This window comes from Streptomyces sp. NPDC051452 (assembly GCF_044454765.1).
Lineage (GTDB): Bacteria > Actinomycetota > Actinomycetes > Streptomycetales > Streptomycetaceae > Streptomyces.
The window spans coordinates 39,347-59,086 of sequence record NZ_JBITEB010000023.1; the positions used below are offsets into that span (position 1 = coordinate 39,347).

Consider the following 19,740-nt stretch of genomic DNA (forward strand, 5'->3'; position numbering starts at 1 on the left):
GCAACAAAAAACCCCTCGTGCCGCAAGGCAAGCGAGGGGAGCGCGCCGGTGAGGTCGCTGGGGATGCCGGATCGTCCTCCGGTGGGTCCCAGCTCAGCCGACGCGCTGTCCAAGTACGAGAATTCGGGTGCGCATGGAACTGACCCTCCCTCTGGCACGCACCACGTGTCAAGTGGGTGGGACGGGCGTCTCAGAATGTGAGCGAAGGGCACTGCCGCCTCCGAAGACAGCGGGAACACCCCCTGTGTACACCCCAGCGCCATTGCCCGCGAAGACGGGTTCGGCCGGTGTGCGGGGCAATGGGTAGTGGCCGGATCCGAGCGCCCGGCGGAGCCGGTACTCGTCCAGCGCACCGGCGAACGCCATGCCCTGCCCGTGCGTGCAGCCCATCGCGCGCAGGGCGATCACCTGCTCGGGCAGGTCCACGCCCTCGGCGACGGACCGCAGCCCGAGATCGCCGGCGATCCGCAGCAGCCCGCTGGTGATCTTGTGCAGCCGCGCGGACTCCACGACCCCCTCGACCAGCCCGCGGTCGATCTTGAGGATGTCCACGGGCAGCCGCCGGAGCGCGGTCACGGCCCCGTAGCCGGTGCCGAACCCGTCCAGCGCGATCCGTACCCCGAGCCTGCTGAGCGAGGTCAGCCGCCGCTCCAGCTCGTCCAGGGCGAGCCGTGGATCGAGGTCGGACAGCTCGACGACCAGCGCGCCGGGCGGCAGCCCGTACCGGGTCAGCACCGCCTCCACGGAGCCCAGCGGCGACGAGCGCTCCAGCAGCCGGCGCGCGCTCAGCCGGACCGCCACGGGCACGACGGCCCCGGTGGCGGCCCGTTCGGCGGCCCGCTCCACGGCCTCCTGGAGGACCCAGCGGTCCAGTTCGGCGGTCTTGTCGGCGTCCTCGGCCACCCGCAGGAATTCGGCCGGGGTGAACAGCACCCCCTGGGAGGAACGCCAGCGCGCCTGTGCGGAGACCGCCGTGATCCGGCCGTTCTCCAGGCACACCACCGGCTGGTGCAGCAGCGCGAACTCGCCGTCGTGCAGGGCGGCGCGCAGCCGGGTGGCCAGCTCCGCCTTGCGGACGACGTCCTGCTGCATCTGCGGTTTGTACAGTTCGACCCGGCCTTTTCCGGTCGATTTCGCGCGGTACATCGCGAGGTCGGCGTTGCGCAGCAGCTCGCCGGCCCCGAGACCCGGCTCGGCGAAGGCGACCCCGATGGAGGCGTTGACCCGGACATCGTTGCCGTCGATGGCGTACGGCTGGGAGAGGGTACCCCTGAGGCGGTCGGCGAGCTCCAGGATGTTCCGCTCCCGGGCGGCCCGCTCACGGGTGCCGTCCCCGGCGATCAGGGCCGCGAACTCGTCCCCGCCGAGCCGGGACGCGGTGTCCCCGTGTCGGACGGCGTCCTGGAGTCTGCGGGCGGCCTGGACGAGCAGCTCGTCCCCGGCCTGGTGCCCGATCGTGTCGTTGACGGCCTTGAAGCCGTCCAGATCGATGAAGAGCACCGCCGTACCCCGCAGGGCGGCGCCCCGGTCGGTGGCGCGGCGGCCGGACAGGGCCTGCTGGACGCGCTTGGTGAACAGGGCGCGGTTGGGCAGGTCGGTCAGCGGGTCGTGCTCGGCGTTGTGCTGCAACTGCGCCTGCAGCCGGACCCGTTCGGTCACGTCCCGGCTGTTGAAGATCAGGCCGCCGTGGTGCCGGTTGACGGTGGACTCGACGTTGAGCCAGCCGCCGTCGCCGGAGCGGAAGCGGCACTCGATGCGGGTGGTGGGTTCCTGCAACGGGCTGGCGGCGAGGAAGCGGCGCACCTCGTGCACCACGCAGCCCAGGTCCTCGGGGTGGATGAGGGCGGCCAGCTCCGAGCCCACGAGTTCCTCGGCGGGCCGGCCGTAGACCCCGGCGGCGGCCGGCGAGACGTACCGCAGGATGCCGTTGGGAGCCGCGATCATGATGACGTCGCTGGAGCCCTGCACCAGCGAGCGGAAGTGGTTCTCCTTCTGCGCCAGTTCCTGGGTGAGGGTGATGTTGTCCAGCAGCATGATGCCCTGGCGGATGACGAGCGCGAGCACGACGGCGCCCGCGGTGATCAGCACCACGTGATCGGGCCGACGGCCGTTGAGGACGTTGTACAGGATGCCCAGGGTGCACACGGCGGCGGCGAGGTACGGGGTGAGCGCCGCGAGGGAGCCGGCGATGGGCCGTCCGGCCGGGTACCGGCTGCGCTCGCCCGCCGGGACGGGCGCGGGCGCGAGGGTGGGCGTCGGGAGGGATGCGGAGGTGGGTGCGGGTGCCGGCGCCGGGGTGGGCGTCGGAACGGGTGTGGGCGGGTGGTGACCCGAGCCGCGCTGTCCGGGCATGTGCTCGTGGACCACGCGGGTGTGCCCGTCGGACCCGGCCCTCTCCCGCGGCGCGCTCCGGCGCGGGGACGCGGCCCAGGGGGCGTAGGCGAGCAGCAGTGAACCGGCGAACCAGCCCGCGTCCAGCAGTTGCCCCGAACGGTAGTTGCTGTGCAGCAGCGGCGAGGTGAACAGCGCGTCGCACATCACGGTCAGCGCGAGCGCGCCGATCGCCGTGTTCACTGCCGTGCGGTTGCCCGGGGCGCGGCGGAAGTGCAGCGCGAGGACCATGCTGACGAGCGCGATGTCGAGCAGCGGATAGGCGAGCGACAGCGCGGTGTGCGCCACGCTGGGCCCGTCGAAGCGGGCCGCCTGGGCGAGCGCGAGGCTCCACGACAGGGTGAGCAGCGAGCCGCCGATCAGCCAGGCGTCCAGCACCAGGCAGATCCAGCCCGCTCGTGTCACCGGCCGCTTGGCGAGGACCAGCAGGCCCACGATGGCGGGCGGGGCGAAGCACAGGAAGAACAGGTCCGCGCAGCTGGGACTGGGCACGGAGAGCCCGAGGACGACCTCGTACCAGCCCCAGATCGTGTTGCCCAGGGCCGCCATCGCCGAGGAGATGGCGAACAGCATCCAGGCGGGCCTGAAGCGCACCCGGGGGGTGCGCGCGTACAGGAAGCACGAGACGGCGGCGGTGCCCGCCGCGGCGGCCAGCCCGAAGTCGCCCATGATCAGCGCGACTTCCTCGTTCCCCCAGTCGAACGCGGCTCCGACGGCGTAGGCCGCGCAGACCGCGGCGAGGGCGAGCTGCTCCGTCAGACGCGACCACGCCCGGCCGGGCGGGCGGCAGGGCGGTGGCGCGTCGTGCGGGTGCGGTGCGCGCACCGCTTCGTCGAGGGTGCTCGTCACGGAGGGCGGCGCGCTCACCGGGGCCTCCCGGTGAGCGCCGCTCCCGGGTCCCGACGGTCCCGGTGCGCCGGACGCGCCTGCCTCCGGCGGCCGTTGTGCCTGCGCGCGTGGTGACTGTGAAGGCCGGCGTGGTGGCCGCGTCTGCGCGCGGCCGTGCGCCAGGGTCGCCGTCGGCGGCTCCGCCGCGTCGGATCGTTCGTCCATAGGCCGTGCATCGCCCGTCGCCCCCCTCACAAATCTGAAATGTCCATCCCCAGCGCCATATGGTCGGCGGCGCAACCCCTGTCGGGACGATACACCAGGATCGTCACGCAGGGACATAGCTTCTCTACGCTCCGTGACGAGCAGCGGCGATGCGGGGACGGGCCGCGTCCGGAAGGTGGCGGAGGGTGCCCAAGCGGACTACTGCCCGTTTGCTCCCGTAGTGAGGACCACGTTCCGCAGGGGCTCCTGGTTCACGAATCGGGTCAACTGGTCCACGAGCAACCGCTTGGCGCGCGGCAGGAAGGCCGAGGAGGGACCGCCCACGTGCGGGCTGATCAGTACGCCGGGCGCCTGCCACAACGGGTGCCCCGGCGGCAGCGGTTCGGGGTCCGTCACGTCCAGGGCGGCGCTGATCCGGCCGGTCCCCAGCGCCGCGACCAGCGCCTCGGTGTCCACGACGGGCCCGCGCGCGACGTTGACGAGCAGCGCCCCGTCCTTCATCCGCGCGAGGAACCGGGCGTCGACCAGGCCCCGGGTGGCCTCGGTCAGCGGGGTGGAGAGGATCACGACGTCCGCGTCGGGGAGCAGTGAGAGCACATCGGCGATCGGATGCACAGGACCGCGCTCCGTCGTGCGCCGGGAGCGTGCGACGCGTGCCACCCGCGCAACCTCGAAAGGCACGAGCCGGTCCTCGATGGCGGCGCCGATGGCGCCGTACCCGACGATCAGGACGTTCTTGTCGGCGAGCGACGGGTGGAACCCGCTCTCCCAGCGCTCCTGCCGCTGCGCGCGCACGAAGCCGGGGATGCCGCGCAGGGCGGACAGGGTCAGGGTGAGGGCGAGTTCGGCGGTGCTCGTCTCGTGCACCCCGCGGGCGTTGCACAGCCGTACGCCGGGCACGATCGACGACAGCGCCGCGGTGATGTCGTCGACACCCGCCGTGAGCGTCTGGACGAGCCGCACGTTGGTCAGCCGCTCCAGCGGCCGGACCCTGACCGACCACCGCGTCATGTACGGCACCACGTACACCGCGCAGTTCGCCGGGTCGCCGGGAAAGGGCTGGTCGCCGTCCTCGCCTCCGTCCCAGAACAGATACCTCAGGCCCTCGGGGAGCCCCTCGACGTCGTCCGGCGGAAGGGGAAGCCATACGTCTGCGCTCATGCCAGGAGGCTATGTCAGGTGCCCGAGTCGCAAAGGTTAGGTTGGGGGCCGGGCAACAGGAGGTTCACGAGCAGGTGGAGCGCAGGACGATCGGCGCGGGGGCGCTCGCGGTGGGGGCCGTCGGACTCGGGTGCATGCCGATGAGCTGGGCGTACGGCGGGGCGGGGCAGCGGGGCGAGGAGTCGCTGAGATGCGTGCACCGGGCGCTGGACGCGGGCTCGACCCTGCTGGACACCGCCGACATGTACGGCCCCTTCACCAACGAACTGCTGCTGGGCCGGGTGCTCAGGGAGCGGCGCGGGGACGCCTTCGTGTCCACCAAGGCCGGTCTGCTCGTGGGCGACCAGCACATCGTGGCCAACGGCCGCCCCGGCTATGTGAAGCGGGCCTGCGACGCCTCGCTGCGCCGTCTGCAGACGGACGTGATCGACCTCTACCAGCTGCACCGCGCCGATCCCGAGGTGCCGGTGGAGGAGACCTGGGGGGCGATGGCCGATCTGGTGCGGGCGGGGAAGGTACGGGCGCTCGGCCTGTGCGCCGTGGGGGCGCGCGCCGGGCGCCGGTCGGGCGCCGGACCGTATGACACCACCCTGCGGCAACTGCGGCGGATCCAGCAGGTGTTCCCGGTGAGCGCGGTGCAGGCGGAGTTGTCGGTGTGGTCGCCGGAGGCGCTGGACACGCTGTCGCCGTGGTGCGAGGCGCGGGGCGTGGGTCTCCTCGCGGCGATGCCGCTGGGCAACGGCTTCCTGACCGGCACGCTGCGGCCGGGCGCGGGCTTCGAGCCGCACGACGTCCGGGCCCGCCACCCCCGGTTCACGGCCGAGATGATGGCGGCCAACCAGCCGATCGTCGCGGGCCTGCGCCGGATCGCGCGCCGTCACGGCGAGGGCGTCACCCCGGCCCAGGTGGCGCTGGCCTGGGTGCTGGCGCAGGGCCGGCACGTGATCGCCCTGCCGGGTACCAGGCGGGAACACCGGGCCCGTGAGAACGCGGCCGCGGCCGGGCTCCGGCTGACCGCGGCGGACCTGGCCGAGGTGTCCGCGCTGCCGGCGGCTCTGGGATCGTGGGACTGAGGGTTTCTCCGCCATCGGCGGCCGCGGACCGGGAAGACGGTCGGGGTGAGCGGTGTGCGAGGGAGAGCCCGCGCCGGGACCACCGCCTCGAAGGGACCATGATCGTGCGACATCGAGCCGTGTCGGCCGTACTGGCCGCGGCCGCGCTTCTGCTGTCGGCCGGCTGCTCCTCCGACGGCGGAGGACCTCCGGACGCCGGCTGGACCGCGGCGCCGAGGGGTACGGCGAGCGGCGCCGCCCCCTCCGGCCGGGCCACCGACCCGACCCCCGCGGCCAAGGGTTCCGCGCGGGTGCTGCGCACGGTCGCCGACGGCCTGAAGTCACCGTGGGGACTGGCCCCGCTGCCCGGCGGCGGGCTGCTGGTCTCCTCCCGGGACGACGGGACGATCACCCGGATCGACGAGAAGACGGGCCGCAAGACCGAGCTGGGCACGGTCTCCGGGGTCTCCCCGGCCGGCGAGGGCGGTCTGCTGGGCATCGCTCTCTCCCCGGACTACGCCTCGGACCACATGGTCTACGCCTACTTCACCTCGGCCTCGGACAACCGGGTCGTCCGCATGATCTACGACGCCCACCGGCCGGCCGGTGAGCAACTGGGCGCCCCGGACACGGTGTTCAAGGGCATCCCCAAGGGGTTCGTCCACAATGGCGGCCGTATCGCGTTCGGCCCCGACGGAATGCTGTACGCGGGCACCGGTGAGAGCGGCCGCAAGGGGCTGGCGCCGGACCGGAAGTCGCTGGGCGGCAAGATCCTGCGGCTGACTCCGGAGGGCGAACCGGCGCCGGGCAACCCGTTCCCCGGCTCCCCGGTGTACTCCTACGGTCATCGCAACGTCCAGGGGCTGGCCTGGGACGACAGGCAGCGGCTGTTCGCCTCGGAGTTCGGGCAGGACACCTGGGACGAGCTGAACGCGATCAAGCCCGGGGGCGACTACGGCTGGCCGGCCGCGGAGGGCAGGTCCGGCAAGGCCGGCTACCAGGACCCGATCGCCCAGTGGCACACCGACGACGCCTCCCCCAGCGGCATCGCCTATGTCGACGGCGTGATCTGGATGGCCGCGCTCAAGGGGCAGCGCCTGTGGCGCGTCCCGCTGGACGGGACGAAGGCCTCGGCCGCCCCGCAGTCGTTCCTCACGGGCACGTACGGCCGACTGCGCACGGTGGTCCCGGCGGGTGACGGCAGGGTGTGGCTGGTGACGAGCAACACCGACGGCCGGGGGGCGCCCCGGAAGGGGGACGACCGGGTGCTGGAGGTACAGGTGAAGTAGCCCCGCTCCTTTTCCGGCTCGGTCACCGCGTTCCACCGGTCCCCGGCGCTCACTCCTCGGCCGGCCGGCGCGACGGCGACTCGCGGGCCGGTCCATGGGCCGGGTCCCGGATCGCCTGCGGTGACTCCGGCGGGTCCGGATGCCGTTCGGGCAGTCGTATGAGGGCCTTTCCGGAGGTCAGGTCGATGGGCCCGCGGCCCGGGTCGCTGTCCCCGACGTCCTCGCGGCTCAGTTCGAGACGGTTCTGCTCGTCCCGGGTGTGTGCGCGGCCGGGTGCGAACAGTTCCTCGAAGGCGTTGAACACGGCTGCTCCCCTTTGCCGGATCGCTCCAGCGTAGGCCTCACCCCGGCGTTCCGGCAGTGAGCGTCTGTGACGTGAAGAGTTCCAGCCGGTGGGCCACCGCCGCCGCCTCGCCCCGGCCCGAGACGCCGAGCTTGCCGAGGATGTTGGAGACGTGCACGCTCGCCGTCTTCGGGGAGATGAAGAGTTCCCCGGCTATCTGGCGGTTGGTGCGGCCCGCCGCGACCAGGCGCAGGACGTCACGCTCCCGGCTGGTCAGCCCGAGGGCCGCGGCCGGGTCCGCCGGGGCGAGGGCCTCGCGCGGGCCGCGGGACAGGGTGAGGCGGGCCCGCTGGGCCAGCCGGGTGACGGCGTCGGCGAGCGGGCGGGCGCCGAGGTGGGCGGCGACCGCGCCGGCCAGCCGGAGCAGCTCCACCGCGCGGTCGCGTTCGTCGTCGCCGCCCTCGGCCAGCAGCGCCTCGGCGAGGCGGTGACGGGTCCGGGCGAGGTCGTAGGGCCGGTCCAGGCACTCGAAGGCGGCGACCACCGGCGACCAGGTGCCGACGTCGTCCCGGCCCTCGGCGCGGCGCAGCTCGGCGCGGGTCCAGTGGTCGTAGGCCTGCCAGAGCGGGGCGCAGATGGTGAGCCCGCGTACCACCCCCGCCAGGCGGTCGAGGATCTCGGCGCGGCCGGCATCGGCGGCGGGCAGGGCGCGGGCGTCGGCCTCGGCGGTGGCGGCGCTCAGCAGCAGCGGCCAGCCGTGGGCGTGCGTGCCGGGCGGGAACCCGGTGTCCAGGGCCTGGAGCAGTTCGGCGCGGGCGTCGTCGATGCGGCCCTGCGCGGCGGCGATCCCGAGCGCGATGCGGGCCAGTGGCAGGGACTGCTGGGGCATGGGGTCGTGGGTGCCGTAGTGGGCGCGGGCGGCGGCGAGCCGGTGTCCGGCCTCGGCGAGTTCGCCGCGGGCCAGGGCGAGCCGGGCCAGCTTCAGGGCCCCGGCGCCGCGAGGCTTGGCGCTGTGGCCGACGCGGGTCGCGTGGGCGGCGGCCTCGGCGGCCTCGGGCCACTGGCCGAGCGAGTAGAGCGCGTCGGAGAGATTGCCCCAGGCCCAGGCCTCGGAGTCGAGCAGGCCGTGCTTGCGGGCGAAGGCGATCCCCTCGCGCAGCAGCGGTGCGGCCTCCCGGTCGCGGCCGACGGTCTGCATCCTGGAGGGCAGGTTCACATAGGCGCGGCCGGCGGTGTGGTGCACTCCTTCGGCCAGGGTGTCCCGCAGGACCTGGCGCATCTCCGCGAGGCCGGTCTCCGCGTCGCCGGAGTCCACCTTGAGACCGCTCAGGGTGAGACGGGCGTGCAGCTCGATGTCGCGGGCGCCCACCATGCGCGCGTACTGCACGGCCTGTTCGGCGGCGGCTACGGCCTCGGGGCCGGGCCGGTGCAGCATCGACCAGTTGGCGGCGTGCGCCAGTACCTCCGCGTGCACCTCGGAGGGCGGCAGGCCGCGCACGAGGTCCTGGGCGGTGGCCAGTTCCTGCCAGCCGTCACCGCGCGACTGGGCCTGGACCAGCCTGGAGCGCTGCACCCAGAACCAGGCGGCGCGCAGCGGATCCGGCTCGTCGTCCAGCAGGCGCAGCGCACGCTTGGTGATCTTCAGGGCGCGTTCGCGCTCACCGCCGAAACGGCCCGCGACGGCCGCCTCGGCCATCAGGTCGAGATAGCGCAGCGGGGTGGTCTCCGGGTCGCAGCCGCACGGGGGATAGACCTCGGTGTAGTCGACCGGGCGCAGCGCGCAGCGCACTTCCCTCGGGACGCTGTCCCACAGCTCCATCGCCCTCTCCAGCAGCCGGAGCTGCTCGGTGTAGGCGTGCCGGCGACGGGCCACGACGGAGGCGTCCAGGACGGCGGGCAGGGCCTTGGCCGCGTCGTGGGCGTGGTACCAGTAACTGGCCAGGCGGGTCACGCGTGCGTCGGGTGCGACGAGCGTGGGGTCGGCTTCCAGGGCCTCGGCGTAGCGGCGGTTGAGCCGGGAGCGTTCGCCCGGCAGCAGGTCGTCGGCGACGGCCTCGCGGACCAGGGAGTGCCGGAAGCGGTAGCCGGCACCGCTCGGGGTGACGGCCAGGATGTTGGCGCCGACCGCTGCCCGCAGCGCCTCGATCAGGTCGTCCTCGGTGAGCTGGGCGACGGCGGCGATCAGCGGGTACTCCACGGTGGAGCCGCCCTCGGCGACGACCCGGGCCACGCGCTGGGCGCTGTCGGGCAGCGTCTCGACGCGCACCAGCAGCAGATCGCGCAGGGAGTCGGTCAGACCGGAGCGGCTGCCGCCGCAGCAGCCGGCGACGGCGAGTTCCTCGACGAAGAAGGCGTTGCCGTCGGAGCGTTCGAAGATCTCGTCGACCTGCGCGGGGTCGGGTTCGGCGGCGAGGATGCCGGCGATCTGCCGGCCGACCTCCTCGCGGGTGAAACGGGCGAGTTCGAGACGGTGGACGGTGCGCAGCCGGTCGAGCTCGGCGAGCAGCGGGCGCAGCGGGTGGCGGCGGTGGATGTCGTCGGAGCGGTAGGTGGCCAGGACGAGGAGGCGTCCGGCGCGCAGCGTGCGGAAGAGGTAGGCGAGCAGGTGGCGGGTGGAGGCGTCGGCCCAGTGCAGGTCCTCCAGCACGAGCACGACCGGGTGGCCGGTGGCGACCTGCTCCAGCAGCCGCACCGTCAGCTCGAACAGGCGGGCCACGCCCTGCTCGTCGTGGCGGCCGGCGCGCGCCTCGCCGAGTTCGGGCAGCAGTCGCGCCAGCTCCTCCTCCTGGCCGAGGGCCGCGGCGGCGAACTCCTCGGGCAGGGCCTCGCGCAGGGCGCGCAGCGCGGTGGAGAACGGGGCGAAGGGCAGCCCGTCGGCGCCGATCTCCACACAGCCGCCGAGGGCGACGACCGCCGCGCGGCGGCCCGCGGCCAGGGCGAACTCCTCGACGAGGCGGGTCTTGCCGACGCCCGCCTCACCGCCGAGCAGCAGTGCCTGCGGCTCTCCGGCGGCGGCGCGGGCGAACGCGTCGTCGAGGGTTCTCAACTCGTCGCCGCGACCGACGAATACGGGGCTGACGGACTTGGTTTCCACGGGCCCGAGCATCGCACGAGGTCCCGGGGCCGTGGCACCGGTTTTCCACAGCCCCGGTGCGATGGTCGTACCGGCAGTCGGACGAGTCGTACCGGCAACCGGAATGGGCGCGCCCTCGGACGGCGGGACGGTACCCACCGACGCGAGGGGCGCGCCCACGGACGGAAGGGTCGTACGACCGCGCAGGGCGGTCGTACGACCCCGGGGCGGGAGAGGGCCGACCCCCGTGCGGCCCTCCGATCCGCCCCCGCCGGTGCCGGTGTTCACGCGGCGCGTGGCTGCCGGTGCCGGCGGGGGTGGGCCGTATGGGACTCGGCGGCCGGGGCGGCGTCGGCGGCGGACTCCGCCCGGCGGGCGGCGCGGCGCAGCCGGGCGGCCTCGCGGGCCAGGCGGTCCTCGGCGGCCTGCTGGATCAGCTGGGCGGAACGCATCCGGTGGTACTCGATCTCGAACACGGTGCTCCTCGGGGAGAGTCGGTGTGGTGCCTCGCCTTTCGCGATGCCTCCACTCTCGTCTCCCAGGGGGGTCCGTCACATCGGGAGAGTTCCGCATCTTCGAAACCGCCGGCGGTCCACGCCCGCGTATAAGGACGCCTTAGGCGTGGTCCCGGTGGCCTCGTCCTTAAGGACGTGCGCGCCCCGCGACGGGACAAGACGGAGCCCCGGGGCGCCCGTGAAGGGTCAAGGGCGCCCCGAGGCTCGTGGGTCCGTCGGTCCTCAGCCGGCCGAGGGCAGGGCGAGCAGTGCGTCGGAGTACTTGAGGACGGCCAGCAGCAGGCCGATGACGCCGAGCGAGACACCCGCCCAGGCGACCGACTTGATCCAGGGGACCTGTGGGCGGCCGGGTGCGCCGAACGCGGGCCGGACGAGCACGACCACGCCGGTGACCAGCGCGGCGAGCGCGAACAGGCCGGCCCACAGGGCGGTGGTGTGCCAGGAGTCGCCGTAGACCGCCTTGATCTGGGTCGCCACGCCCGCCGTGGAGGACGTCCGCAGCTGGCCGACAAGCTGCTGCCGGGCACCGGCGACGGTGCCGATCCAGCCGCCGCTGAGCGAGACCAGGCCGAGTGCGGCGGACACCACTGCACCGGCGCCCAGTCCTACCCCGGAGGGCGCCTTGCCCTCCGTCGCCCGGGTGTCGAGGGCGTGATCCTCGGCATCGTCTTCGTCCTCGGCATCGGCGTCCCCGATGCCGGTGTCACCGGCGGCGGTGGAGGCCTCGGCCCTCTCCACGTCCCCGGCGGGGGCCCCGCGTTCACCGGCCTGTGTGGTGCCGGGTGCCCGTCCCTCTTCGACGGTGTCCGTCCGTGCCGTCGTCTCGTCGCCGCGCGCCTGGGTGCCGACCTCGGCTCCCGCGCCTTCCTCTGTCTTCGTTGCCATGCCCGGCACCGTACGGACGCTGTCTGAGAGGTCCCTTAACGAGCGCCGAGCCGACGGCGGGGACGAGGGCGGGGGCGGGGGCTTCGACCGGAGCGCCTCAGTCGAACTGGTCGCCCAGTGCCATGACCATCGTCCCCACCACGAGCAGCCACAGGGCACGGCGGGTACGGCCCCGGGCGCCGAGGACCGCGGCGAGGGCGCACACGCCGGCGCCGAGCGCGTAGGCGGCGGCGACGAACAGCGGCGCGGACCCGGTGAGCCGCAGGATCGCGGCGGCCAGCCCGGCGAGGCTCAGCAGGCCGCCCGCCCCGGCGGCGGCCCAGCGGGCCCGCCGGGCGTCACCGGACCACTCCTCCGGCTCCCCGGCCCTGTCCTCCGTGTCGTCGGCCTCCGTCGTCCCACGTATCTCGGGCTCGGTGTCGGCAGTGGTGCGTCCGCTCATGGCGGTCGAGCGTAGTACCCGCCGCCGCGGGCGAAGCCATGGGGGAATCCGGCTGCGGCACCCACGGGCGTCCGCCGAATTCCCGGCGTCCGCTCCCGGCACCTCGCCACCGACCGAAGCAGGTGCGTTTTCCGACGGTCCGACCGAGTTCCCACGCATCCCTCTCCCGTACGGGGCGACCAAGGAGCCCGTTCAGCGAGGTCCGACATCACACCGAAGAGCCCGCTGACCGGGCCGGCTGACCCCGAAGCCCGACGGCGACGCCGTACGCATCGCGCGGGCCGGGCCAGGCCAGGCCGGGCCGGGCCGGGCCGGGGAAGCCGTACGGCCCCGGAGGGTGAGCCTCCGGGGCCGTACGGTGTGTGCGGTGCGTGTGGGCGGGTGCCCGTGGTGCGGGGCCGTGTGGGGTCAGGCTTCGCTGACGCCCAGCTGTGCCAGGATCAGCTCCTTGACCCGGGCCGCGTCGGCCTGGCCACGGGTGGCCTTCATGACCGCGCCGACCAGGGCGCCGGCCGCGGCCACCTTGCCACCGCGGATCTTGTCCGCGATGCCCGGGTTGCCGGCGATGGCCTCCTCGACGGCGGCGGTCAGCGCGCCCTCGTCCGAGACGACCTTCAGACCGCGCTTGTCGACGACCTCGTCCGGCGTGCCCTCACCGGCGAGGACGCCTTCGATGACCTGCCGGGCCAGCTTGTCGTTCAGGTCACCCTTGGCGACCAGCTCGGTGACCCGGGCCACCTGCTGCGGGGTGATCGCCAGCTCGTCCAGGGCCTTGCCGGACTCGTTGGCACTGCGCGCCAGTTCACCCATCCACCACTTGCGGGCGGATGCCGCGTCGGCACCGGCGTCGATCGTGGCGACGATCGCGTCCAGCGCACCGGCGTTGAGAATCGCCTGCATGTCGGTGGCCGTGATGCCCCACTCGGCCAGCAGCCGGGTGCGGCGGGCCAGCGGCGGCTCGGGCAGGGCCGCGCGGATCTCCTCGACCCACTCACGCGAGGGCGCCACCGGGACGAGGTCGGGCTCCGGGAAGTACCGGTAGTCCTCGGCCTCCTCCTTCACGCGGCCCGAGGTCGTGGACCCCGTGTCCTCGTGGAAGTGGCGGGTCTCCTGGATGATCGTGCCGCCCGAGGACAGCACGGCCGCGTGCCGCTGGATCTCGAAGCGGGCCGCGCGCTCCACGGACCGCAGCGAGTTGACGTTCTTCGTCTCGGAACGGGTGCCGAACTTCTCGGTGCCGTTCGGGCGCAGCGACAGGTTCACGTCGCAGCGCATCTGGCCCATCTCCATGCGGGCCTCGGACACGCCGAGGGCACGGATGACCTCGCGCAGCTCACGGACGTACGCCTTCGCCACCTCGGGAGCGCGCTCGCCGGCGCCCTCGATCGGCTTGGTGACGATCTCGATCAGCGGGATGCCGGCGCGGTTGTAGTCCAGCAGGGAGTGGGACGCGCCGTGGATACGGCCGGTGGCGCCGCCGACGTGGGTCGACTTGCCGGTGTCCTCCTCCATGTGGGCGCGCTCGATCTCCACGCGGAAGGTCTCGCCGTCCTCCAGCTGCACGTCGAGGTAGCCGTTGAAGGCGATCGGCTCGTCGTACTGGGAGGTCTGGAAGTTCTTCGGCATGTCCGGATAGAAGTAGTTCTTCCGGGCGAAGCGGCACCACTCGGCGATCTCGCAGTTGAGCGCGAGACCGATCTTGATCGCCGACTCGACGCCGGTCGCGTTGACGGCCGGGAGCGCGCCGGGCATACCGAGGCAGACCGGGCAGGTCTGCGAGTTGGGCTCGGCGCCCAGCTCGGTGGAGCACCCGCAGAACATCTTGGTCTTGGTGCCGAGTTCGACATGGACCTCAAGGCCCATGACGGGGTCGTACGACGCCAGAGCGTCCTCGTACGACACCAGGTCGGTCGTGGTGGTCACGGTGAAAACTTCCCTCTCAGCCCAGCAGGACGTCGTCGTCGCCCAGCCGCTTCAGCTCGCGGTAGAGGATGGCGAGGCCGGTGACGATCGCGACGGCGGACACGGTGGCGTCGATCAGCCGCAGCGTGTCCTGCTCGGCGCGCGCCTTCTTGATCTGCTTGGCCACGCCGAACGCGCCGAACGCGGTTCCGGCCATCGACAGGTACGTGCCGGACTTCGACTTCTTGAAGCCCTTGGCCTTGTTCAGTGCGCTCACAGTGACGGAGCCTCCTCGATCAGCGGGTGCCCCCACTTTTCCACGAAGGCGGCCTCGACGGCGGCGCCGACCCTGTACAGACGGTCGTCCTTGAGCGCCGGAGCGATGATCTGCAGGCCCACCGGGAGGTTGTCCTCCGGGGCGAGACCGCAGGGCAGGGACATGGCCGCGTTGCCCGCCAGGTTGGTCGGGATGGTGCACAGGTCCGCGAGGTACATCGCCATCGGGTCGTCGGCGCGCTCGCCGATCGCGAAGGCGGTGGTCGGAGTCGTCGGGGAGACGATCACGTCGACCTGCTCGAACGCCTTCTCGAAGTCGCGCGTGATGAGCGTGCGGACCTTCTGGGCGCTGCCGTAGTAGGCGTCGTAGTAGCCGCTCGACAGGGCGTAGGTGCCGAGCATGATACGGCGCTTGACCTCGGGCCCGAAGCCGGCCTCGCGGGTGAGGGCGGTGACCTCCTCCGCCGAGTGGGTGCCGTCGTCGCCGACCCGCAGGCCGTAGCGCAGGCCGTCGAAGCGGGCGAGATTGGACGAGCACTCGGACGGCGCGATCAGGTAGTACGCCGACAGCGCGAGGTCGAAGGACGGGCAGTCCAGCTCGACGATCTCGGCGCCCAGCTCCTTGAGCAGCTCGACGGACTCGTCGAAGCGCTGGATGACGCCGGCCTGGTAGCCCTCGCCACGGAACTGCTTGACCACGCCGACGCGCATGCCCGCGACGCTGCCGTTGCGGGCGGCCTCGACGACCGGCGGGACCGGGGCGTCGATGGAGGTGGAGTCGAGCGGGTCGTGCCCGGCGATGACCTCGTGCAGCAGGGCGGCGTCCAGGACCGTGCGGGCGCAGGGGCCGCCCTGGTCCAGGGAGGAGGAGAAGGCGACCATGCCGTAGCGGGAGACCGCGCCGTACGTCGGCTTCACGCCGACCGTGCCGGTGACGGCGGCCGGCTGGCGGATGGAGCCGCCGGTGTCGGTGCCGATGGCCAGCGGGGCCTGGAAGGACGCGAGCGCGGCGGAGGAGCCGCCGCCGGAGCCGCCGGGGATCTTGGTGAGGTCCCAGGGGTTGCCGGTCGGCCCGTAGGCGCTGTTCTCGGTGGAGGACCCCATGGCGAACTCGTCCATGTTGGTCTTGCCGAGGATGACGACGTCGGCGTCCTTCAGACGCTTGGTGAGCGTCGCGTCGTACGGCGGGATCCAGCCCTCGAGCATCTTGGAGCCGACGGTCGTGGGCACGCCCTCGGTGGTGAAGATGTCCTTGAGCGCGAGCGGGACGCCGGCCAGCGGGCCGAGCTTCTCGCCGCGGGCGCGCTTCTCGTCCACGGCGCGGGCCTGGGCGAGGGCGCCCTCGCGGTCGACGTGCAGGAAGGCGTGCACCTTCTCGTCGACGGCCTCGATGCGGGCGAGGTGGGCCTCGGTGACCTGGACGGCCGTGAGCTCACCGGAGGCGATCTTCGCGGCGGTGTCGGCCGCCGTGAGCTTGATGATGTTGCTGTCCGTCATGACGGTTTAGTCCTCCCCCAGGATCTGCGGCACCTTGAAACGCTGCTGCTCCTGGGCCGGGGCGCCGGAGAGCGCCTGGGCGGGGGTGAGCGAGGGACGGACCTCGTCCGCCCGCATGACGTTGGTCAGCGGGAGCGGGTGTGAGGTCGGCGGTACGTCTTGGTCGGCGACCTCGCTGACGCGGGCGACCGCGCCGATGATGTCGTCCAGCTGGCCTGCGAAGTGGTCGAGTTCTTCGGGCTTCAGCTCCAGACGCGCCAGCCGGGCGAGGTGGGCGACCTCCTCGCGCGTGATGCCAGGCATGCAGCGTTCCTCTGGGGTGAGTGCGTGTGGTTTGGGGCCAATCCTATGGGGCGCCGCCCCATGCCGGTGAAACGGTTTCACGTCCCCCACCCCACACGGCACCACACCGGGCACCGACCAGGCCCCCGAGCCCACCACCCACCGGCCGAAGGGCGACCCTCCGGGGCGGGCGGGCCTGGGGTTGACGGAGGAACCGGCGGGGCCGGCGAGGCCGGGCAGCGGGACCGCCGGGGGTGGCGGACCGGCCGCCGGAACGGCTCGCGCGGGGCAGGCCGTCCGGGCGGCTCGGGGCAGCGGGTGGAGGGACACGGGGGGGGGCTGTGCGAAGGGCGAGGCGGCGGGCCGTCGGAGCTGGCGCGGGGGCGGGTGCGAAAGCCGACCGATGGACACCGTGGAGAGTGGGCCGGGGGTTGGCGGAACGCCCCCCATGAAGGAGGCGGGAGGGCGCCGGAACGGCCACGGGCAGCGCGCCGGACGGTCGGTGGACCAGACCTCGCGAGGCAGGCGGGTAGCTCCCGGGGACGGCCCGGAGCAGCGGGTGGAGAGGCCCGGACCCACCTCGAGGACCGGGCAGGTGGGCCGCCGCAAAGGCCCCGGGGAGAAGACAGGCGGGCCGCCGGAGGAAGCCTGGGGGCGGGTGCGAGGGCCGTCCGGAGATCACCGTGGACTGGGCAGAAGGATTGCCGGAACGCCCCCCTGGGATGACGCCGGACGGACCCGGGGGCCGGGCCGGAGGGTCGGCTGGCGCGGGCCCCCGTGTGCGGGCAGGCGCGGCAGCGCAAGGGACCGGGAAGCTGGCGGGCTGCCGGAGGGGCCCGCCTTCGGCGGGGGCGAGGGCCGGCCCAGAGGGCAGCGGGGAGCAGACCGAGGGGCGGGGGCGGAGCCGGAGGACCGTCGGCGGGAGGTGTTGGGGTGGGGCCGGAACGGCCCCGGGAGCAGGCCGGAGAGCGGGGCCGGAGCCGGAGGACCGTCGGCGGGAGGCGCTGGGGTGGGGCTGGGGAGGGGCCGGAGCGGGCCCCCGTGATGCGGGCAGGCGGCGGTGGGACGGCCCCGGGAGCAGGCCGGAGGGAGCAGCGTAGGCGGGCGGGGCCGAACCCGGAGGACCGTCGGCGGGAGGCGTCGGGGTGGGGCTAGGGGGCCGGAGCGGGTCCCGTGGCGCGGGCAGGTGGCGGTGGGACGGGGTAGGCGGGCGGTGCTGGGACGGGGTGCCGGGGGGCGGGGTTATTCCGCGGCTGGGAGGGCTGCGCGGGGGCGTTGCCAGCCTCGGGAGCCTCGGGCCAGCAGCCACGCCGTCGCCTCCTCCGGGGGCATCGCCGCCGCGACCAGCCAGCCCTGTACCGCGTCGCAGCCGAGGTCCCGCAGGCGCTCCCAGGTCTCGTCGTCCTCCACGCCCTCGGCGACGACGAGGAGGCCCAGCGAATGGGCGAGGTCGACGGTGCAGCGGACGATCTCCGCGTCCTCGTTGTCGACGGCCAGCCGGGCCACGAAGGAGCGGTCGATCTTCAGTTCGCTGACGGGCAGCCGCCGCAGATGGACCAGGGACGAATAGCCCGTGCCGAAGTCGTCGAGGGACATCTTCACGCCGTGCCCGGTGAGTCCGGCGAGGGTGTCGGCGGCCCGCTGGGGGTCCTCCAGCAGGACGTGTTCCGTTATCTCCAGCTGGAGCGCCCCGGCGGGCACCCCGTGCCGGGCGAGGCGCGCGGCGACCGAGCCGGCGAAACCGGGGGTGTGGACGTCGCGGGGGGAGACGTTGACGGCGACCGGGACCCGCAGCCCCTGGGCCCGCCAGCGGGCGACCTGGGCGAGCGCGGTGTCGAGGACGTACTCGGTCAGGTGGGGCATCAGCCCCGAGGACTCGGCGATCGCTATGAACTCGTCCGGCGGAACCTTCCCGCGCTCGGGATGCACCCACCGCACCAGCGCCTCCAGGCCGGCCACCTGTCCGTCGAAGCGGACCTTGGGCTGGTAGTGCAGCTGCACCTCGTGCGCGTCCAGGGCGCGGCGCAGATCGCCCAGCAGGCCGAGGCGGTCGGGGGTGTTGGAGTCACGCTTGGACTCGTACACCTCGACGCCCGTGCGGTCCCGCTTCGCCTGGTACATCGCCACGTCGGCCCGGCGCAGCAGGCCTTCGGCGTCCAGGGCGTGGTCGGGGTAGACGGCGACGCCGGCGCTGGCCTCCAGGACGAGGATGAGCCCGTCGAGGTCGAGCGGAGAGCTGAGGGCGCCGACGAGACCACGGGCGATCCGCGTGGCGGACGTCGTGGAGTCGGCGACGGGAAGTAAGACGGCGAACTCGTCACCGCCGAGCCGCGCGGCCTCCGCCCCGCGCGGCAGGGCGAGCCGCAGCCGGTCGGCGATCTGGAGCAGCAGCCGGTCCCCCGCCAGATGACCGAGGGTGTCGTTCACCGACCGGAACCGATCGAGGTCGATCAACATGAGGGCGGCGCGGGCGCCGATGCGCTCGGCGTCGTCGAGGGCGGTCCAGATCCGCTCCAGCAGCCACTGGCGGTTGGGCAGTCCGGTCAGCGGGTCGCGCAGCTGCTCCTCGGCACGGGCGCGGGCCATCCACAGGGTGGAGTCGAGGGCGATCAGCGGGATGGCGAACAGCGGGAGCAGGACCGGCTGGGCGTCGGCGACGACACACACCAGGGGTGCGATGCCGAGCAGCGCGACGGCGACCAGGCCCTGCCTGACCAGGGCGGTGCGCGCGACGGTGGGCACCCCGCCGCCGCGCGGGGCGTGCAGGTACCACAGCAGGCCGCGGCTGACGGCGAGATAGGCGACCGCGACGAGGACGACCTCGGGCACGGTGGTGGCGCTCCAGCCGGCGGGCCGCCAGGGCGTCTCGACACTCGGCACCCGGCCGAACGCGCCGAGCAGCAGGGCGCCGACGCCGATGCCGAGGATGTCCACCGCGCCGTGCAGTATGCCCTGGCGCCACCGGTGGCGCCGGGCGACGCCGACGAGGACGACGACCGTGAGGCTGACCATGCCGGCGGCCACCCAGCCGTAGAGCAGTAGTACGGCGAGGGTGAGGGCGGCGCCGGAGCCGGTGCCACCCCACCAGCGGGCGCGGCCCAGCATGACGAGGTGTCCGACGATGACGCCGGTGAGCAGGGCCAGCGACCAGCCGACGGTGCCGGACGGGAAGAGGGCGTGGTGGTCGGTGAAGGCGCGGTAGAAGCCGGCGCCGAGGGTGAGGGCGGCGGCGGCCACGACGGATGCGGGCAGCGCGGGCCAGGACGGGTGCCGTTCGGTGTCGGCGCCGGTCAGGCCGGGGGTGGGGTGGGCGGTCAGGGGTATGGGGGTGTGCGGCTCGGCGGCGGTGCGCGGTCCGGCCGGGCGCGGCTGTCCGCCCGTCCGTCCGTCGCCCCGCCCCGTCCACCGGTTTCCCCGCCACGCGACCGCACGGCGGCGCAGGCGCAGCCGTGAGTCCGGGGCGACGCTATCGGTCGGTTCCATTCCCGTCCCTCTCACAGCCGGCGGTGCCCACGCCACGCGGTCCGATGCCCGACGACCATCAGCGGCTCCGCGTCGAAGAGTCCTTCCCCGCCCTCGGCGGACAGGGGGATGCCCCGACCGCAGCTGGGCACGGCAGGCGCACCTCTCAACAGTAGG

14 protein-coding genes are annotated in these 19,740 nt (G+C 73.6%); 2 read left to right on the forward strand and 12 right to left on the reverse strand.

The genetic code is table 11. The features are described 5' to 3' along the window. Positions 1-168: 168 nt before the first annotated feature. Both ACIBA9_RS35375 and ACIBA9_RS35380 read right to left on the reverse strand, forming a co-directional pair. A complete protein-coding gene (locus ACIBA9_RS35375; protein ID WP_399369512.1) occupies positions 169-3,258 on the reverse strand; it encodes a putative bifunctional diguanylate cyclase/phosphodiesterase in 3,090 nt (1,029 codons plus the stop codon). Between the two features lie 384 nt (positions 3,259-3,642). Beyond that, complete coding sequence (locus tag ACIBA9_RS35380; RefSeq protein WP_399369514.1) at positions 3,643-4,605, reverse strand: 2-hydroxyacid dehydrogenase; 963 nt, start codon at positions 4,603-4,605, stop codon at positions 3,643-3,645. 74 nt (positions 4,606-4,679) lie between these two features. On the opposite strand from ACIBA9_RS35380, the gene ACIBA9_RS35385 reads away from it, so the two are divergent. Beyond that, positions 4,680-5,678 carry an aldo/keto reductase gene (locus ACIBA9_RS35385; RefSeq protein ID WP_399369516.1) on the forward strand — a complete coding sequence of 333 codons (999 nt, stop codon included), beginning with the start codon at positions 4,680-4,682 and terminating at the stop codon, positions 5,676-5,678. Positions 5,679-5,776: 98 nt separating this feature from the next. Then, entirely contained in the window at positions 5,777-6,946 is a 1,170-nt protein-coding gene (locus ACIBA9_RS35390) for a PQQ-dependent sugar dehydrogenase (protein WP_399369518.1), read from the forward strand. Between the two features lie 49 nt (positions 6,947-6,995). On the opposite strand, the gene ACIBA9_RS35395 is transcribed toward ACIBA9_RS35390, so the two are convergent. The 10 genes from ACIBA9_RS35395 to ACIBA9_RS35440 all read right to left on the reverse strand — a co-directional run bounded on the left by ACIBA9_RS35395 (position 6,996) and on the right by ACIBA9_RS35440 (position 19,584). Next, entirely contained in the window at positions 6,996-7,250 is a 255-nt protein-coding gene (locus ACIBA9_RS35395; protein WP_399369520.1) for a DUF6191 domain-containing protein, read from the reverse strand. Positions 7,251-7,287: 37 nt separating this feature from the next. Beyond that, positions 7,288-10,335, reverse strand: a complete 3,048-nt coding sequence (locus tag ACIBA9_RS35400; protein WP_399369522.1) for an AAA family ATPase — start codon at positions 10,333-10,335, stop codon at positions 7,288-7,290. Between the two features lie 251 nt (positions 10,336-10,586). Further along, positions 10,587-10,778 carry a hypothetical protein gene (locus ACIBA9_RS35405; protein WP_362161789.1) on the reverse strand — a complete coding sequence of 64 codons (192 nt, stop codon included), beginning with the start codon at positions 10,776-10,778 and terminating at the stop codon, positions 10,587-10,589. A gap of 261 nt (positions 10,779-11,039) precedes the next feature. Continuing rightward, positions 11,040-11,702 (reverse strand): hypothetical protein, encoded by a 663-nt coding sequence (locus tag ACIBA9_RS35410; RefSeq protein ID WP_399369525.1) that lies wholly within the window; start codon positions 11,700-11,702, stop codon positions 11,040-11,042. Between the two features lie 97 nt (positions 11,703-11,799). Next, complete coding sequence (locus ACIBA9_RS35415) at positions 11,800-12,144, reverse strand: hypothetical protein (protein WP_399369527.1); 345 nt, start codon at positions 12,142-12,144, stop codon at positions 11,800-11,802. Between the two features lie 408 nt (positions 12,145-12,552). Beyond that, positions 12,553-14,067: an Asp-tRNA(Asn)/Glu-tRNA(Gln) amidotransferase subunit GatB gene (gene gatB / locus ACIBA9_RS35420; RefSeq protein ID WP_399369529.1), complete on the reverse strand. Its 1,515-nt coding sequence runs from the start codon at positions 14,065-14,067 to the stop codon at positions 12,553-12,555. A gap of 16 nt (positions 14,068-14,083) precedes the next feature. Beyond that, a complete protein-coding gene (locus tag ACIBA9_RS35425) occupies positions 14,084-14,323 on the reverse strand; it encodes a hypothetical protein (protein WP_190018530.1) in 240 nt (79 codons plus the stop codon). Continuing rightward, positions 14,320-15,819: an Asp-tRNA(Asn)/Glu-tRNA(Gln) amidotransferase subunit GatA gene (gatA, locus tag ACIBA9_RS35430; RefSeq protein WP_399369531.1), complete on the reverse strand. Its 1,500-nt coding sequence runs from the start codon at positions 15,817-15,819 to the stop codon at positions 14,320-14,322. Before gatA ends, ACIBA9_RS35425 begins: the two co-directional genes overlap by 4 nt. 6 nt (positions 15,820-15,825) lie before the next feature. Then, complete coding sequence (gatC, locus tag ACIBA9_RS35435) at positions 15,826-16,122, reverse strand: Asp-tRNA(Asn)/Glu-tRNA(Gln) amidotransferase subunit GatC (protein WP_018544665.1); 297 nt, start codon at positions 16,120-16,122, stop codon at positions 15,826-15,828. Positions 16,123-17,343: 1,221 nt separating this feature from the next. Next, positions 17,344-19,584 (reverse strand): putative bifunctional diguanylate cyclase/phosphodiesterase, encoded by a 2,241-nt coding sequence (locus tag ACIBA9_RS35440; protein WP_399369534.1) that lies wholly within the window; start codon positions 19,582-19,584, stop codon positions 17,344-17,346. Positions 19,585-19,740 lie beyond the last annotated feature (156 nt).